Origin of the sequence: Enterovibrio norvegicus FF-33 (assembly GCF_000286835.2) — a bacterium.
GTDB lineage: Bacteria > Pseudomonadota > Gammaproteobacteria > Enterobacterales > Vibrionaceae > Enterovibrio > Enterovibrio norvegicus_A.
The window spans coordinates 1,932,233-1,947,523 of record NZ_AJYD02000038.1; the positions used below are offsets into that span (position 1 = coordinate 1,932,233).

The 15,291-nt window shown below is 48.2% G+C and carries 13 protein-coding genes and 1 pseudogene; 6 read left to right on the forward strand and 8 right to left on the reverse strand.

Features of this window, described 5'->3' with window-relative positions; all coding sequences use genetic code 11:
- Nucleotides 1–25: 25 nt before the first annotated feature.
- Nucleotides 26–490, reverse strand: coding sequence for a DUF962 domain-containing protein (locus A1OO_RS16805; protein WP_017003764.1), 465 nt, complete (start codon nt 488–490; stop codon nt 26–28).
- A 9-nt stretch (nt 491–499) separates the two neighbouring features.
- Nucleotides 500–1,033: a GNAT family N-acetyltransferase gene (locus A1OO_RS16810; RefSeq protein ID WP_017003765.1), complete on the reverse strand. Its 534-nt coding sequence runs from the start codon at nt 1,031–1,033 to the stop codon at nt 500–502.
- 801 nt (nt 1,034–1,834) lie between these two features.
- Here A1OO_RS16810 and katG point away from each other — a divergent pair.
- The 4 genes from katG (at nt 1,835) to gltS (ending at nt 7,410) form a co-directional block, all read left to right on the forward strand.
- On the forward strand, nt 1,835–4,045 hold the full coding sequence (gene katG / locus A1OO_RS16815) for a catalase/peroxidase HPI (RefSeq protein ID WP_017003767.1): 2,211 nt from the start codon (nt 1,835–1,837) through the stop codon (nt 4,043–4,045).
- Nucleotides 4,046–4,447: 402 nt separating this feature from the next.
- The gene (gene gfa / locus A1OO_RS16820) at nt 4,448–5,062 is read left to right on the forward strand and encodes an S-(hydroxymethyl)glutathione synthase (protein WP_016958344.1); all 615 of its coding nucleotides are present in this window, start codon (nt 4,448–4,450) and stop codon (nt 5,060–5,062) included.
- A gap of 296 nt (nt 5,063–5,358) precedes the next feature.
- The gene (locus A1OO_RS16825; protein WP_016958343.1) at nt 5,359–5,697 is read left to right on the forward strand and encodes a DUF1840 domain-containing protein; all 339 of its coding nucleotides are present in this window, start codon (nt 5,359–5,361) and stop codon (nt 5,695–5,697) included.
- A 486-nt stretch (nt 5,698–6,183) separates the two neighbouring features.
- A complete protein-coding gene (gene gltS / locus A1OO_RS16830) occupies nt 6,184–7,410 on the forward strand; it encodes a sodium/glutamate symporter (protein ID WP_017003768.1) in 1,227 nt (408 codons plus the stop codon).
- A gap of 101 nt (nt 7,411–7,511) precedes the next feature.
- Here gltS and dctP read toward each other — a convergent pair whose 3' ends face one another.
- The 6 genes and pseudogenes from dctP to A1OO_RS16860 all read right to left on the reverse strand — a co-directional run bounded on the left by dctP (nt 7,512) and on the right by A1OO_RS16860 (nt 13,076).
- Nucleotides 7,512–8,603 carry a TRAP transporter substrate-binding protein DctP gene (dctP, locus tag A1OO_RS16835; protein WP_017003769.1) on the reverse strand — a complete coding sequence of 364 codons (1,092 nt, stop codon included), beginning with the start codon at nt 8,601–8,603 and terminating at the stop codon, nt 7,512–7,514.
- A gap of 87 nt (nt 8,604–8,690) precedes the next feature.
- Nucleotides 8,691–9,979: pseudogene (locus A1OO_RS23970) on the reverse strand (TRAP transporter large permease).
- 37 nt (nt 9,980–10,016) lie between these two features.
- Entirely contained in the window at nt 10,017–10,547 is a 531-nt protein-coding gene (locus A1OO_RS16845) for a TRAP transporter small permease (RefSeq protein WP_016958339.1), read from the reverse strand.
- A complete protein-coding gene (locus A1OO_RS16850; protein ID WP_016958338.1) occupies nt 10,547–11,023 on the reverse strand; it encodes a flavin reductase family protein in 477 nt (158 codons plus the stop codon). The genes A1OO_RS16845 and A1OO_RS16850 overlap by 1 nt, the downstream gene beginning before the upstream one ends.
- A complete protein-coding gene (locus A1OO_RS16855) occupies nt 11,020–11,922 on the reverse strand; it encodes an aldo/keto reductase (protein WP_016958337.1) in 903 nt (300 codons plus the stop codon). Before A1OO_RS16855 ends, A1OO_RS16850 begins: the two co-directional genes overlap by 4 nt.
- Nucleotides 11,919–13,076: an LLM class flavin-dependent oxidoreductase gene (locus A1OO_RS16860; protein ID WP_016958336.1), complete on the reverse strand. Its 1,158-nt coding sequence runs from the start codon at nt 13,074–13,076 to the stop codon at nt 11,919–11,921. The genes A1OO_RS16855 and A1OO_RS16860 overlap by 4 nt, the downstream gene beginning before the upstream one ends.
- A gap of 224 nt (nt 13,077–13,300) precedes the next feature.
- Here A1OO_RS16860 and A1OO_RS16865 point away from each other — a divergent pair, with 224 nt between their 5' ends.
- Both A1OO_RS16865 and A1OO_RS16870 read left to right on the forward strand, forming a co-directional pair.
- Nucleotides 13,301–14,008: a GntR family transcriptional regulator gene (locus A1OO_RS16865; protein ID WP_016958335.1), complete on the forward strand. Its 708-nt coding sequence runs from the start codon at nt 13,301–13,303 to the stop codon at nt 14,006–14,008.
- Between the two features lie 61 nt (nt 14,009–14,069).
- The gene (locus tag A1OO_RS16870) at nt 14,070–15,203 is read left to right on the forward strand and encodes a Gfo/Idh/MocA family protein (RefSeq protein ID WP_016958334.1); all 1,134 of its coding nucleotides are present in this window, start codon (nt 14,070–14,072) and stop codon (nt 15,201–15,203) included.
- The last annotated feature ends 88 nt before the right edge of the window (nt 15,204–15,291 follow it).

Sequence of the window (15,291 nt, forward strand, 5' to 3'; positions counted from 1 at the left end):
AAGTCTTCATTCTGACTCAATACAATTACTCAATCTCGTCATCCGTTGTCAACGGCAAGATAAAATGAAACACCCATGCTGGCCCAATTAACAAAAACTGAACATCTTTAAAAAAAGAAGGTTTTTTGCCTTCGATGTGGTGCCCAATAAACTGCAACACCCACAGCACAACGAACATCACGACAGAGATGATAAGAATGTTGGCGCCAATACCTTGAAGTTCCAGCAACACCATGGTGCAGAATCCTGAAAAGACAGCCATCACCACAAACGCTCTGAACGACAAAGAAAAGTAAAACCCAAGCACCATCGCCAAAATCAGAAAGTACGGAGCAATGCTATAGCCGAAAATAGAAAATGACGGTATCAGCCATAAAAGCCCTGCCACTGAAAAGTAAATGCCGGGCACAGCCACTTTATGAATTTTCTGGTTAGTAGGGTTCTGGTGACTGTCGCTGTATTCCTCAAACCATTCCTCTAACGACTTCATCATTGCTCCTTAGCGCGTGACCTGTAAGCCATAAATAGCATGGTCAACGATACGTCCATTTAAGTTTTCCGCATTGCTGATCTCGCCCTCCAACCGAAAACCGAGTCGTTCACACAAACGTCGACTCGGCTGGTTCTCGGTTGCCACTGCAATTTGTACTTTTTCCATTCCAAGATCTTCGAAAGCCATTTTGATCATGGCTGACACACTGCGAGAGGCAATGCCTTTTCCTTGATAGCTTTCACTTAACCAATAACCGATCTCGACCTTTTTCAATTGATGGCAGATAGTATTGAAACTGACGTTACCGACAACACGCTCTTGATAAACAATCGCACAGGTCAGCGATTTTCCATCCGCGTAATCGTGCAGCGCACCTTGGATAAAGCGTTCAAAAAACGCCTCTTCGTTTGCATGAGGTGGCCACGCTAACCAAGTAGACAGGTATGCGCGCTCTTGGCAAACAATTCGATAATATTCCTTAGCGAAGGAAGGCTGAACAAGTGCGAGTGACACCTCGTCATCAACAGTGAAGATAAACACGAATCACTCCTTAACATTGTTTTTAAAGATCATTTTTCGCATCTTATCAGGAAATTAACGAAAAATGTGTTGGCAAAGCCACAGCATGATTAACAAATCCCCCCTATTTGATTCAAACAATTTTCGCGAAACACTTTGTTATTTTAGAACGCCCCACATTCACTTTTCCATAATTAGCAAGGAATCTAACAAACAAGAAAATACAAATTGTTTCATAACAAAAATAAGCATCAAGTTAATTAGAAAAGAATTAATTTTCCGCCGAGAAAGCCAACCAAAAAACCAAATTAGCAACCTCTAATGATAAATAAAAACCAAGAATATTAATGCGTTAATACACCACAGGTAAAAAGTCACATGCTAGTCATTTGATTTTTCTATTGGAGTAATCGAAATATTCCCTTATATATACTCACCATTTAATACCTATAATTTCAGCATGGAGAATAAATTGGACAATTTCATCTGAAATCAAAAGTCAGGCTCAGCACGCCGCGCTCCACCTCGGCAAGTAAAATCATGCACTTAAAAGAATCTAACGTTCTGTCTTGATTTTGAAAAGCATGAAACACCATGCAAAGCCCTAGTGAAGCAAGTGCGTTCTTTAATTTATAAGTAAATATTTAACGCCTGATTTAAGCGTTAAATATTCACCTTTTAAACTTGAACAACACCAATAATCACGAAAGAGAATTCAAACCAAAACCCCAATCAAAAAACAAACATCATTCTCAACAAAAAAATATTTTAAAGCCCATGGCGAATTATACGCATTGAGTACACATGAAAAAGGAGACAACCATGTTAAAACGTACATTACTGTCCATCGCATTATCAAGCGTGTTAGTGACTGCCCCCGCACTCTCACAGAGCGAACCGAAATCTAATCAATTTTGGTGGCCAGACCAACTCAACCTTGCACCGCTTCGCGACCATAGTCAGGAATCGAATCCAATGGGTGATGGTTTCGATTACGCAGAAGCATTCGAAACGCTCGACTTGAATGCAGTCAAAAAAGACATTAGCGAAGTGCTTGTTACGTCGCAAGATTGGTGGCCCGCGGATTATGGCCACTATGGGCCCTTCTTCATTCGTATGGCATGGCACGCTGCAGGGACTTACCGCGTGGGTGATGGCAGAGGCGGAGCCGGTGGTGGACAACAACGTTTCGACCCACTCAACAGTTGGCCGGATAACGGTAATCTGGACAAAGCACGACGCCTGCTATGGCCCATTAAACAGAAATACGGCTCGAGTCTCTCTTGGGGCGATCTGATGGCATTGACAGGCAATGTGGCCATGGAATCTATGGGCTTTAAAACCTTCGGTTTTGCTGGCGGACGTCAAGACGACTGGGAGCCCGATCTGGTTTATTGGGGCCCAGAAGAAGAGATGCTTGCTGATGAGCGACGTGATGAAAAAGGTAATTTGAAAGAAGGCCTCGCCGCAGTTCAAATGGGCTTAATCTATGTTAACCCCGAAGGCCCGGGTGGTGTTCCAGACCCGATCGCAGCCGCCAAAGATATTCGCCACTCTTTCGGTAGAATGGCAATGAATGACGAAGAAATCGTCGCACTTATCGCTGGCGGGCATACCTTTGGTAAAGCACATGGCGCACACAAACCTCAAGATTGTGTCGGTGCAGCTCCCGCGGGCGCCCCTACCGAAGATCAAGGCTTTGGCTGGAAAAACACCTGTGGCACAGGTAAGGGCGGCGATGCTGTCACCAGTGGTTTAGAAGGCGCATGGACATCAACACCCACCCAATGGACAACCGCTTATCTCGACAATTTATTTAACTTCAATTGGGTACTAACCGAGAGCCCAGCGGGGGCCAAGCAATGGATTCCAGATACTGAAGCCGCCGCGCAACTGGTTCCTGACGCGCACGATCCTAACAAACGTCATGCACCCATCATGTTCACCACAGATCTCGCCGTGAAGGAGGATCCGCAGTTCCGCGCTATTGCAGAGCGTTTTCGCGCTAACCCTGAACAGTTCGAACAGGCATTTGCAAGAGCTTGGTTCAAGCTGAACCATCGCGATTTAGGCCCGCGCGCTCGTTATATTGGCTCTGAAATTCCAGAAGAAATTCTTGTTTGGCAAGACCCTATCCCTCAGGTTGATCACCCACTGATCTCCGATAAGCAAGCTGACGCCATCAAAGCGAGTATTTTGGCATCAGGCCTGACCGTTCCTGAGCTTATCCGAACGGCATGGGCATCTGCGGCGAGTTATCGCGGCACTGACATGCGTGGTGGTGCCAATGGCGCACGCGTGGCGTTAGCCCCTCAAAAAGACTGGCCCGTGAACGACCCTAAAGAGCTACAAAATGTGTTGAAGACACTCACTTCGGTTCAGCAACAATTCAACGAAAAAGCCGGTAATACCAAGGTCTCCTTGGCGGATGTCATTGTTCTTGGCGGTGATGCCGCCGTCGAAAAAGCCGCGAAAGATGCAGGCTATACCGCCGATGTGCCTTTCACACCCGGTCGTATGGATGCCTCTCAAGACATGACAGATGTTAACTCCTTCGCTGTGCTTGAACCCACTGCAGATGGTTTCCGCAACTATTATGACGCGTCTAAGAACTACCGCTCACCCGCTGAAATGCTGGTTGAACGTGCAGATCTGCTCACGTTAACTGTGCCAGAAATGGCGGCCTTGGTGGGTGGTATGCGTGCGCTCAATGCCAACAGTGATGGTTCGTCGAATGGTGTGCTCACGGCGAAACCGGGAACGTTAAGCAACGATTTCTTCGTGAACCTGCTTGATATGTCGACCAAATGGTCACCTTCTCAGGAAGATGAGAGTATCTACGTGGGTTATGACCGTGCATCTGGCGATAAAAAATGGACGGCAACACCGGTTGATCTGATCTTTGGTTCTAACGCTGAGTTACGTTCCGTTGCGGAATTCTACGCTTCAGACGATGCTCAACAGAAGTTTGTTGATGATTTTGTCGTCGCTTGGACCAAGGTGATGAACAACGACCGTTTTGATGTGAACTAAAGTCCATCCCCCTTTGAGGTTTTAGCTGATTCCGTATCACCTCGCGTTCAAAGCGCTCGTCCTGCATTGGTCGAGCGCTTTTTCATGCAAACAATGTACATTCTTAGTGCTACCCATCAATCCAACCCATTTCATACAACCAAACACGCTGCGCTCCGTGCCGAAAATGAAGATCCAACTCAGACTCGATGCGTTTTCACAACAGAGTTTTGCAAAACGACGCATATTCACCGCCCGTAAGTATTACTAGGATCAAAGCGGTACTCTTTGCGGGCACACGCCCTCGTGCAAAAGTAAAACACATGCATAGGTAAAACCACCGAGCCATTGTTCATTCCAACGAGCAAACTCAACGCCATAGGGCACGCAAAGAGAGGGGATCTTCATAAAACAGGAGGTCAAATGATGTGGAACGGAGTTCGAAATCTCATTGCTAAGGTGTTCCCTATGACTATTACTATCCACCCCGCCGTTAATGGTGGTGTAAAACATACTGACGTTGCTGGATTCGCTGGCGGCAAACTAACGTGCAAATGCTCGTCCGACCCCGTTGTGGTTGGCGTCACTGCCCAAACGGCCTATAACCATGTGTGTGGCTGTTCCAAGTGCTGGAAGCCAGAAGGCGCACTGTTTTCTCAAGTCGCGGTTGTTTCCAAAGACAATGTGGCCATTGAGCAAGGTAGCGACAAACTCGATATCGTTGATACCAGCGCAGCCATTCAGCGCCATGCCTGCCGTGATTGCGGCGTTCACATGATTGGACGTATCGAAAACGCCGACCACCCATTTTATGGGCTAGATTTCATTCACACTGAACTATCAGATTCAGATGGCTGGTCAGCGCCTGAGTTTGCCGCGTTTGTTTCATCCATTATTGAAACAGGCACGCCACCAGAACAAATGACCCCCATCCGTGAACGTTTGAAAGAACTAGGCCTTGAGCCCTACGATTGCTTGTCCCCCGGCTTAATGGATGCCATCGCCACTCATGTTGCTGCACAACGCGCAGCGCATTGATAAGAAGACAAGAAACCTTCGTCAATTAAACGACACATTAGATAAAAAGCCGACTTCGTGTCGGCTTTTCTCATTGTCATCTTTTCGTCCAACGCAAAGCACATCTTTCCCGTATTCCTGTTTAAAGTTTATCACGCCATAACAAGATGCCACATTTGCTCAAAGTCGAGATATCACATTGTGTTAGGGTGAATTATGGTTACAGAACGCGCTTAGAGTTTGTGCCATGTCACTTGCCGTAAGGCATACTGGCTGAGTGAATTTCCCTTAAGAACATAAAACACAGGATCACCAATATGCTGATTAGATTTAGCTGTAAGGCCTACGCAGATATCACTATGTTTGGTGATGTGGGACTTCAGATGTTGAAGATGATGGGACACAGCGAAACCGTGCCGGGCGCGATTCTCGCTGAAGATATTCCCGCTGCACTGGCACAGTTAAAGCGCGCAATAGAAGCGGAGAAGAATCAGCCAAATCCAGACCCGCTAGAAGATGAAGAAGAAGAAAACTTCATCGAATCTCCTGTCAGCATGGGGAATCGCGCCATTCCCTTGATAGAGTTATTAACAGCCGCCGCCAAAGAAGAATGCGACGTCATGTGGCAAGACGCTACCAATAGCAATTTTCTTTAAGGCCGAACTGAACAGTCCGAACCTTCGAAGAAACAATAACACTTCAGCAAAAACACAAAAGCACCGATGGGTTTGTCATCCGTGCTTTTTCGCTTCCCCGTCTATGACACTCACACGTTAACCTTCATATCAGAACAGGCTCGTCGAACGCCTTTCACCGAATCTATGCCATCGAACTGCGCTCAAAGAGAAATCGAATACTCATCAGTTCACATTATTCGAGCCGTCTAGGTGCTCAACGCGTTTGTTTGTCAGCAGGAAAAATAGTGGTGTAATTATGCGCCGTTGTTGCAACGAACAGGCATCTGCATTCTTTTGGCCATGCAATCAGCCAAAAGAATGTAAGCCGGCTCAAGCCGCTGATTCTTAATTGATTATCTAGCGAATATCCGCGAGTCATCTCACACTCTAACTTGCTAACAAAATAGCGAGTGTCAAACATCGTTATGATGCGCAATCCGATGCTTAATTATGAAAAGGATTGTCATGAACTTCGTTGACGGTGTCTTGCACATCGAATCATTTCTCGCCGTTACACTCGGTATCATCGTTCTTTTCTTAGGCCGGCGATTAACTCAAATGAGTTACTGGCTAAAAGAGTTCAGCATTCCAGAGCCTGTTTCAGGCGGTATTCTGGTTTCACTGCTTTTTGCGGTTGTTCACTATGCATTTCAGGTTGATATCTCTTTTGATCTCGCCACACGCGACCTGCTGTTGGTTTACTTCTTTACCACCATTGGTATTAATGCCAGCTTGAAAGATCTCTTCAAAGGCGGCAAACCCCTTATCATTTTGTTGAGTATCACCATTGGATATATGTTCATCCAAAATATAACGGGAATAGGCCTCGCTTTAGCGCTTGATCAGCCCGCGGCATTTGGTTTGCTGAGTGGGTCTGTGTCTCTCATTGGCGGTCACGGCACAGCCATCGCATGGGCGCCAAAAATTGGTGAAGCTTTCGACCTCAATACCGCAATGGAAGTCGGCATTGCCTGCGCGACCTTTGGACTCATTCTTGCCAGTTTGATGGGTGGACCCATCGCAAAATACCTCATCAACAAACACAACTTGAAAGCCAATGAGGGCGAGAAGGTGGATGTCGGTACTTGCCAAGATTCCAAAGAAACGCGTATCACGTCTTATGATTTTTTAGATGCGATGCTCGCCATCCATCTCTGTATTATTTTGGGCGCAGTGCTCAACGAAGTGATATCTGGGCTCGGTTTGGATCTTCCCCTGTTTGTTAGTTGCTTGTTTGCAGGTATCTTAATTTCTAACCTTATTCCGTCTTCTTACCCTCGTTTAACCGGTACTCGCTGGCCATCCCGTCAACCCGCTGTCGCATTGATTGCAGACATGGCACTAGGCGCTTTTCTGTCGATGTCGCTCATGAGCATGCAGTTGTGGGCTTTAGTAGATTTAGCAGGACCACTCTTCATTATTTTGGCCGCTCAGTTCTTGATTGCAGTTAGCATTGCGGTATTTGTTGTCTTCCCTTTAATGGGCAAAACCTACGATGCTGCAGTGGTTTGTGCCGGGTTTGGTGGCATATCGCTCGGCTCTACACCAACAGCAATGGCAAACATGTCAGCCGTGGCGCAAAAGTACGGTAACTCACATCAAGCTTTCATCATTGTGCCTTTGGTCTGTGCATTCTTTATTGATTTAGCCAATGCCCTGATCATTCCCTATTTCATTGGGATGATTAGCTAGCTATCTTGGTTCAATAACTGCCTCGACGAGAGTAGCCATATTGGCGAAAAAAAATCAGCCCATCTGGGCTGATTTTCATTTAAGCAATCAGAACATAAACATTAAGAAAGGTCGGCTTTATCCGCCCCTGCAATCTGCTGTTGGGCTTTTTGAGATTCAACCTCAAGCAACTCAAACCACTTCTTGCCGTCTTTGACGTTCTCTTGGAACCAGATATAGACAGGGGCCGCAGCTTCCTGAAACTTGGTTTTTTCGGCGGGGGTTGGAACGTAAAGCGTGCCGCCTGCTTTTTTGAACGCTTCATACGCTGCAATGGATTTGCGTTTCGGTGAGGCAAACGTCGCTTGTTGTAGCGCACGGAAACCGTCAACAATCACTTTGCGCAGCGCTATTGGCATGTCTAAGAAGGCTTCGTTATTCATATACCACAGGGCTGACATGTAGGCGTGTCCGTCCAAGGTGACGTATTTGAGACCAGCTTCTGGGAACTTCATGCCCATGATGTCAGTAATGCCATTTTTAGAGCCTTCTACAACACCCGTTTGGAATGAGGTATAAAGCTCAGGCCATGGGATCGGTGTTGGGCTAGCGCCCAGTGATTTAACCAGCTCTTGCGGTAAATCAGCCACCACGGTGCGAATTTTCAGCCCTTCCAAATCACTTGGCTGTTTCACCGTGCGTTTAGTGTTGGCAAAGTTACGCCAACCGCCTGTGTTACCAATAGCCATCAAACGTAATTTTTCGTCAGTGTCAGCCAAGATGGCTTTGCGCAATTCACGCACGAAGTCGCCTTGCAATACCGCTTCTGCGGTGCGGTCATCCGGTAGCAGGTAGGGCAAATCCAATACTTGAATGTACGGGAACATGTTGGCAGCGCCACCTGATGTGGATATGTAGATATCCACTGAGCCATCTTCGACGGCTTGGATACACTCAGTACCGTTACCACAAAGCTGCGTACCTATGTACAAATCAACTTTGATCTTGCCGTTAGAGTGCGCCTCCACAAAATCTTTGAATACGACTAAGCCATCATAGTCTTCATCGTTTTCGTTCGAGTTTGCGACTGCACGAAGATTGAAATCTGCGGCCATAGCCGGAACTGACAGGGCTGCGGTGGTCATTAACCCCGCGAACAGCGCCAGTGCACTTCCCTTTAATGCATTACGCACCTGATTTACTGTTTTATTCATACTTCACCTTTCACTTCCGTGATCATCAGCGTTCTGCTGCACTTGTTAAGGTAAGAACTCACGTTCTCGGTTGCTAGAAACCCACACTCATTGAGCCAATCCCAGCCATTGCGGGATGGTCATTGAAAGAGCAGGGAAAAACGTAATGAGGAAAATCACCGCCACCTCAACCGCCAAAAACGGCAAGATGGCGCGAGACAAGGTTTCGACTTTGACGCCAGAAACACTCGACGCGACAAACAGCACCAACCCCATCGGCGGCGTCGCCAAACCCACCGTGAGATTGACACTCATGATGATGGCGAAATGCACAGGGTCGATGCCTAAACTGACAAAAACCGGTGCCAGAATAGGCCCCAAAATAATGATGGCTGGCCCTGCATCGAGGAACATGCCAACAATAAAAAGCAGAATATTGATAAGAAAAAGGAGGATCAGTGGGTTTTCACTGATACTTAGCGTCCATGCCGCCATGGCTTCTGCGGCATGAGAGAGCGAAACCACGGTTTTGAAGGCCAACGCCGAACCAACCAACAACAAAATAACCGCTGATGATTTCGCGCTTCGGGTGAAAATGTCAGGAATGTCTTTCCAACTGATAGTGCGAAGCACGAACATGCCAACCACCAAGAGAATAGCACGGCAACGGCAGACGCTTCTGTTGGGGTGAAAATACCGCCGAGGATACCGCCCAAGATGATCACTGGCGTAAGCAGTGGCCAGAACGCCGCTTTGGTGGCTGTACCGCGCTGCTTCCATGTGGCCTTTTCACTGGCTATGGGCAGGTTTTGACGCTTCGCCATCAAGGCGATCAACAACATCAGGCCACCACCAATCATCAGCCCAGGTATCACCCCTGCTGCGAATAAAGCCGCCACCGAAATTTCCATGGTATAGGCGTAGATGATCATGATGCCGGATGGCGGAATAATGGGGCCGATCACCGAAGACGCTGCCGTAATCGCCGCTGCGAATTTACGCGAATAGCCGTTCTTTTCCATCGCGGGGATCATCATGGAACCAATGGCAGAGGTGTCTGCTACTGCCGAACCAGACAGACCCGCAAACAACATGCTCGACATGACGTTGACATGCGCCAGTCCTCCGCGCACATGGCCAATGAATGATTGCGAAAAATTCACGAGGCTCATGGTGATACCGCCTCGGTTCATCACCTCGCCAGCGAGCATAAAGAAGGGAATTGCCATGAGGGGGAACGAATCAATGCCGTTGTAAATATTGCGAAACAACAACGGGATATCACGATCCATGCCTTCTGCGTACAGCATGATGCCGGGCGCGGCGAGCAGCGCAAAAAACACTGGCATGCCAATCAGAAGAAGCAATAAAAACAGAGGTAAAAAGAAGATCAACATCTACAACCACATCCTTAGGTAAATCAGTCCCGGTTGCTCATCCTTTCTCTGCTTGCGCAGTGATGGCATTTTCTTTGTTATCCATGAACGCTTTAAGCAGCATTTCTATGTTGGCCAGCAACATGGTGCCGAAGCACACGGGCATGGCGAGGTATATCCATGCGCGTTTTAATGGGAAGGAAGCCGCTCGCGTGCGGAAACCTCGATCAAAGAACTCAATCGCAACCACACACAACTGAACAAGCACAGCGAAAGCCAGTACTAACAGAATGATTTTTATCGCGCGCGCCACAGAAAACGGCACATAGTTGTAGAGCATGTCAATCGACACAAACATACCTTTGCGATAGGCCTGCCCTGCTACCAATGCCATCATCCAGATCATTAGCGCTCTGGCGACTTCTTCTGGCCAAGGTAGCGCTGAATTGAAGACATACCGACACACCACTTGCAGCAGAATGCTAGACACCATTAAGGCCACCAGCACCCACGCAATCGACGCGCCAATCTTGTCTAATTTGTCATTCAGCTTTTCCAGTGCCGTTACAAACGACGTCACCACTGTCATTACGCCACTTCTCCAACCCGCCCAAATCGGCTGCGTTCAAATACCAAACCTGCACTGTCTTGCTGCGAACTAAACTCGGTGACTTTACCCAGTAAAATATCGTGATCACCCGCCGCAATAACGCCATTCAAATCACAGTCAAACCACGCCACTGCACCTTCGATGATGGCGCGACCGCTGGGCGCACGCTCAATAGCGACTCCATTGAAACGTTCATCGTGGCTGTCACGACAAAACTTCATGGCAAGCTCGGAATGCTCAACAGCCAACACGCTCACCGTGTACCCACCAGATTCGAGTATAGGGCTCTTAGATGTCGAGGTTCGATTGATGCTCCACAGCACAATCGCTGGGTCGAGCGAGACCGAATTAAACGACGAACACGTCAACCCAAAGTCTTGATCGTCATGTCGTGCTGTAATCACAGTCACGCCCGTTGCAAAACAAGAGAGTGCGTTTCTCAGTTCACGACTCATGCAACTTCCTCCCCGGCGGCTGCCGTCCACAATTCAAACCATGTTTCTCTGTCTATCGACACGTTCAATGCATCGCTGGCGGTGCGAATGCGCGACAGATTATTCGTACCCAACACCGGAAAAATGCCCGCAGGGTGTGCCAGTAACCATGCGGTTGCCACGGCATCAATGCCAACACCAAACCGCTCGGCTTCTCTTTCCAGCAAGGGTCTGACGCGTAAAGCGGCTTCCCCATGACCAAACAATTCGCCGCCAGCAAGGGGCGACCACGCCATCGGCGTCACGCCATATTGCTGCATGAACGCCAGCGTACCGTCGGTAAAGCTGTTTCGTGTCAGCAGGTTCATTTCAATCTGGTTGGTCACCAAAGGGTGGCTCATACCGGATTGCAGTAAATCCCAATCCCAACGCTGGAAGTTCGACACACCCACGCCTTTCACTAAGCCTTCGTTAACCAAAGCGTCAAGCGCTTGCCCTGTTTCGAGATGATCCATGAAGGGATCTGGGCGATGTATCAGCACGAGATCGAGATAGTCTGTGTTGAGGTTTTTCAGCGATTGGGTCACCGATTGGCGAATATGTGCCGCCGAGGTGTCGTAGTGCTTCACGCGACGCTGAGGATAACGCTCAGAGAGCAGCATGATGTCGCATTTACTCACGAGTTGAATTTGATCCCGCAGTGACGGTTTTGCCGCCAGCACCTGCCCAAACACCGCTTCACAGGCGTAGTCCCCATAAATATCGGCGTGATCAAAGGTGGTGATACCCTGTTCTAAACAGGCATCCACTTTGGCGCGAACATGCGCTTCAGAGGTGTCGCTGTCATCGGCCAATCGCCACGCGCCATACACAATGCGACTAAACGCAGACAGGCTTGGATGAAGTTCACTGTATTTCATTTTCGCTCTCCTACACCCAACGGTGTTGCTGGCGTGGTTGCAGGTACTCGCCCATATTCATCAGGCAATGAGCACGTTTTCAATTCTGGCAGGATTTTCTGCCCAACAATTTCACATTCGTCTTTGTGCGGGTAACCCGAGAAGATAAACGAGCGGATTCCCATCTTTTGATAGCGCTCTATTTTGCTTAATACTTGATCGACACTGCCCACCAGCGCAGCACCACACCCCGAGCGGGCGCGGCCAACACCTGTCCACAAGTTTGGCTCCGTAAAACCAAATTGATCCGCGTGATCACGTTGCTCTGACTGCAGCGCAACACCGAGGCTTTTTGCGTCTAGCGCACGGTCTCGAATCGAACGACCAAATTCATCATCTAATTTTGATACCAGCGATTCAGCATACTCTCTGGCTTCCGCTTCAGTATCACGCACCACCATGTGAACCCGCAGACCATAGTCCAAGGTTCTATTGTGTCGTTGAGCGACATCGTTCACCGCGCGCATTCGCTTTTCGAGCATGTCTTCGGTTTCTGGCCACATCAAATACACATCGCATTCAGAGCCACAAAGCTCGAGTGCATCGGGTGAGTAGCCCCCGAAATACAGCAATGGTCCGCCGTTTTGTTGATACGGGCGCACAGGGTCGGTAGATATTTCGCTCAGTTTGTACACCTCACCGTCATAGCGAATCTCATCTTGTGTCCACGCTTGACGCAAAATATCGACCACTTCTTTCGAGCGACGATATCGAAAAGCACTGTCGGCTTTCTCACCAGGGAAATCAGAAGAAATCACATTCAGGGTTAAGCGTCCTTTCATGATGTGATCAAGGGTTGCCACCGTGCGCGCCAACATAGCGGGATGCACTTCGCCACAACGAATGGCTGCCAGCATATTGATGCGATCCGTCAACGGCGCCATGGCCGATGCAAACGTCAGGGTGTCTTGGCCTACTTGATAAGATGACGGACATAAAATGTTGCGAAAGCCCTGCTGCTCCGCCATCAACACGATATCGCGGGTGTTTTCCCAACTGCTTCGCAGACGTCTTTCTGGTACACCCAGATATCGATAATCATCACTGCACAAGGGCGCAAACCACGAAACCTCTGAGGCATCCAATCCTGCACTTGTGATGGGCACTACACTCATCGCTATTCTCCTGATCCTTAAACCTTAAACCGTTTTTCTTGGCTAACTATTCACACACTTCAAATGAAAATGAATAGTGAATGATTTGTTAATAAATGCTATAAGATAACCAAGAAAAGTAAATCAATGATGAATGAATTAAATCAAGATCTCGTATCTTTCACAGAAAATCCGCCTCTAACTATCTAGAATTAAAACGATTATTTTTTTTGAGAATATAAGAAATGAGTGAATCAACCCGATTACCCCTGTTCATTCAAATCAGTGAATTGTTACGCAGGGAAATCTCTGCTGGGTATTGGCTGCCAGGTGAACGCTTACCGACAGAAGCCGAACTCGCGAAGAAACTCGGCGTCGCCGTAGGCACGTTAAGAAAAGCGCTGACCGAGCTTGAAAGCAACGGGCTGTTGGAACGTAAACAAGGTTCAGGCACCTATGTAAAAACCACACCCGATAACAGCGCGGTGTATCACTTCTTCCGCCTTGAACTGCAAAGCGGTGGCGGACTTCCGAATGCCGATATCTTGAACGTTGAACGACTCAGCAATACCCACGTCGCTTCATTGTTGGGGCTGCCGTCTAATGCCCCTTTATGGCGCTTCAGACGGCTTAGAAAATTGGATCAGCAACCTGCTGCTATGGAAGAAATTTGGATTGATGGTCGCCACATTGAGCACGTCACCCCCGAAGAAGTGGTGGAATCGCTCTACGTGTATTACCGCGACAAGCTCGGGTTTTGGATTTCACGCGTGCAAGACAGCATCACCGTCGGTCACGTACCGGACTGGAAACACGCAGATTTCGCGCCTGACATTGGCAGCGCTTGCGGCTACATCGAAAGGTTAAGTTGGTCAAATCATGATCGTATCGATGAAGTCTCATTCACTTGGTATGACCCAGAAAAAGTGCGCTATGCCGCGCGCTGGACATGACCCCATACCGCTCAAGACTCCGTCATTACATGGATTAACAGTACAAGGAAGGTAAGGCAAAATGACAAAACAACATCCAATCCGTTATGGCATTCTTGGTTGCGGCATGATGGGACAAGAACACATCCGCAATATTCAGTTACTTGATCATGCTGAGATCACTGTGCTTGCCGAGCCAAACCCTGACATGCTCAAAAAAGCCCAAGCGCTCGTTCCCAGTGCACGTGCGGTATCGGATCTGGATGCCTTGCTTGAAGGAAACGATGTGGATGCGCTCGTTGTCGTGACACCTAACTTTCAACATGCGGAGCAACTACTTGGCATTATGAGCCGCTGTACCTTACCCATTTTGATTGAAAAACCCATCTGCACGCACATTGATGATGTGAAAAAACTCAGTGAAGCCGCCGCCAATTACCCTGCGCCCATTTGGGTCGCGATGGAATATCGCTACATGCCGCCCATCACCTTATTGCTTTCATTGATTCACGGCGGTGAAATTGGGCAGCGCCACTTGTTTTCCATTCGAGAGCACCGCTTTCCTTTCTTACATAAAATCGACGATTGGAACCGCTTTAACCACAAAACAGGCGGCACTTTAGTCGAAAAATGCTGCCACTTTTTCGATTTAATGCGCCTCATGACGAACGCCAATCCCGTGCGCGTATTTGCCTCTGGTAATCAGGCTGTGAATCATCGAGACGAGCAATATGAAGGAAAAACGCCCGATATCATCGACAATGCCATGGTGACCATCGAATTCGACAACCACACCCGCGCCAGCTTAGAACTTTGCATGTTTGCGGAAGGTTCACGGTATCAAGAAGAGATCTGTGTGGTCGGCGACAAAGGGAAAGTCGAATGCTTAGTGCCGGGGCCGGGTCGATTTTGGCCAACAGATACGCTAGGTGATGCGCCCGTGCCGCAGGTGATTGTGAGTCCGCGAGACCCTAAGGGGCCTAAAGTCATGGATGTGCCCGTTGACTCTGCCCTGCTTGAAGCGGGCGATCACAATGGCTCGACTTTCTATCAGCATCAAAGATTTCAACGTGCTATTTGGGGCGAACAAGAGGTAGAAGTCACACTGGAAGATGGCTTAAAAGCCGTAGTGATGGGTTTAGCGGCGCAAACATCTCTTACGCTACACAAAGTTGTCACCCTAAGCGACGATGGCTTGGACTTTAGTTTGCGTTGATCCCTAACTGATATTATTCAAATGTAAATTTATGCAAATGATAATTGTTATCATTGATAAATTCTTTGAGTGATCTTATTGTAGGCAC

What these genes read in the sequence shown, in the direction of transcription:
- dctP (WP_017003769.1), bottom strand. Translation starts at nt 8,603, where the DNA reads ATGAATAAAACAGTAAATCAGGTGCGTAATGCATTAAAGGGAAGTGCA.
- A1OO_RS16805 (WP_017003764.1), bottom strand. Translation starts at nt 490, where the DNA reads ATGAAGTCGTTAGAGGAATGGTTTGAGGAATACAGCGACAGTCACCAG.
- A1OO_RS16825 (WP_016958343.1), top strand. Translation starts at nt 5,359, where the DNA reads ATGCTGATTAGATTTAGCTGTAAGGCCTACGCAGATATCACTATGTTT.
- gfa (WP_016958344.1), top strand. Translation starts at nt 4,448, where the DNA reads ATGATGTGGAACGGAGTTCGAAATCTCATTGCTAAGGTGTTCCCTATG.
- A1OO_RS16855 (WP_016958337.1), bottom strand. Translation starts at nt 11,922, where the DNA reads ATGAAATACAGTGAACTTCATCCAAGCCTGTCTGCGTTTAGTCGCATT.
- A1OO_RS16865 (WP_016958335.1), top strand. Translation starts at nt 13,301, where the DNA reads ATGAGTGAATCAACCCGATTACCCCTGTTCATTCAAATCAGTGAATTG.
- katG (WP_017003767.1), top strand. Translation starts at nt 1,835, where the DNA reads ATGTTAAAACGTACATTACTGTCCATCGCATTATCAAGCGTGTTAGTG.
- A1OO_RS16845 (WP_016958339.1), bottom strand. Translation starts at nt 10,547, where the DNA reads ATGACAGTGGTGACGTCGTTTGTAACGGCACTGGAAAAGCTGAATGAC.
- gltS (WP_017003768.1), top strand. Translation starts at nt 6,184, where the DNA reads ATGAACTTCGTTGACGGTGTCTTGCACATCGAATCATTTCTCGCCGTT.
- A1OO_RS16850 (WP_016958338.1), bottom strand. Translation starts at nt 11,023, where the DNA reads ATGAGTCGTGAACTGAGAAACGCACTCTCTTGTTTTGCAACGGGCGTG.
- A1OO_RS16870 (WP_016958334.1), top strand. Translation starts at nt 14,070, where the DNA reads ATGACAAAACAACATCCAATCCGTTATGGCATTCTTGGTTGCGGCATG.
- A1OO_RS16860 (WP_016958336.1), bottom strand. Translation starts at nt 13,076, where the DNA reads ATGAGTGTAGTGCCCATCACAAGTGCAGGATTGGATGCCTCAGAGGTT.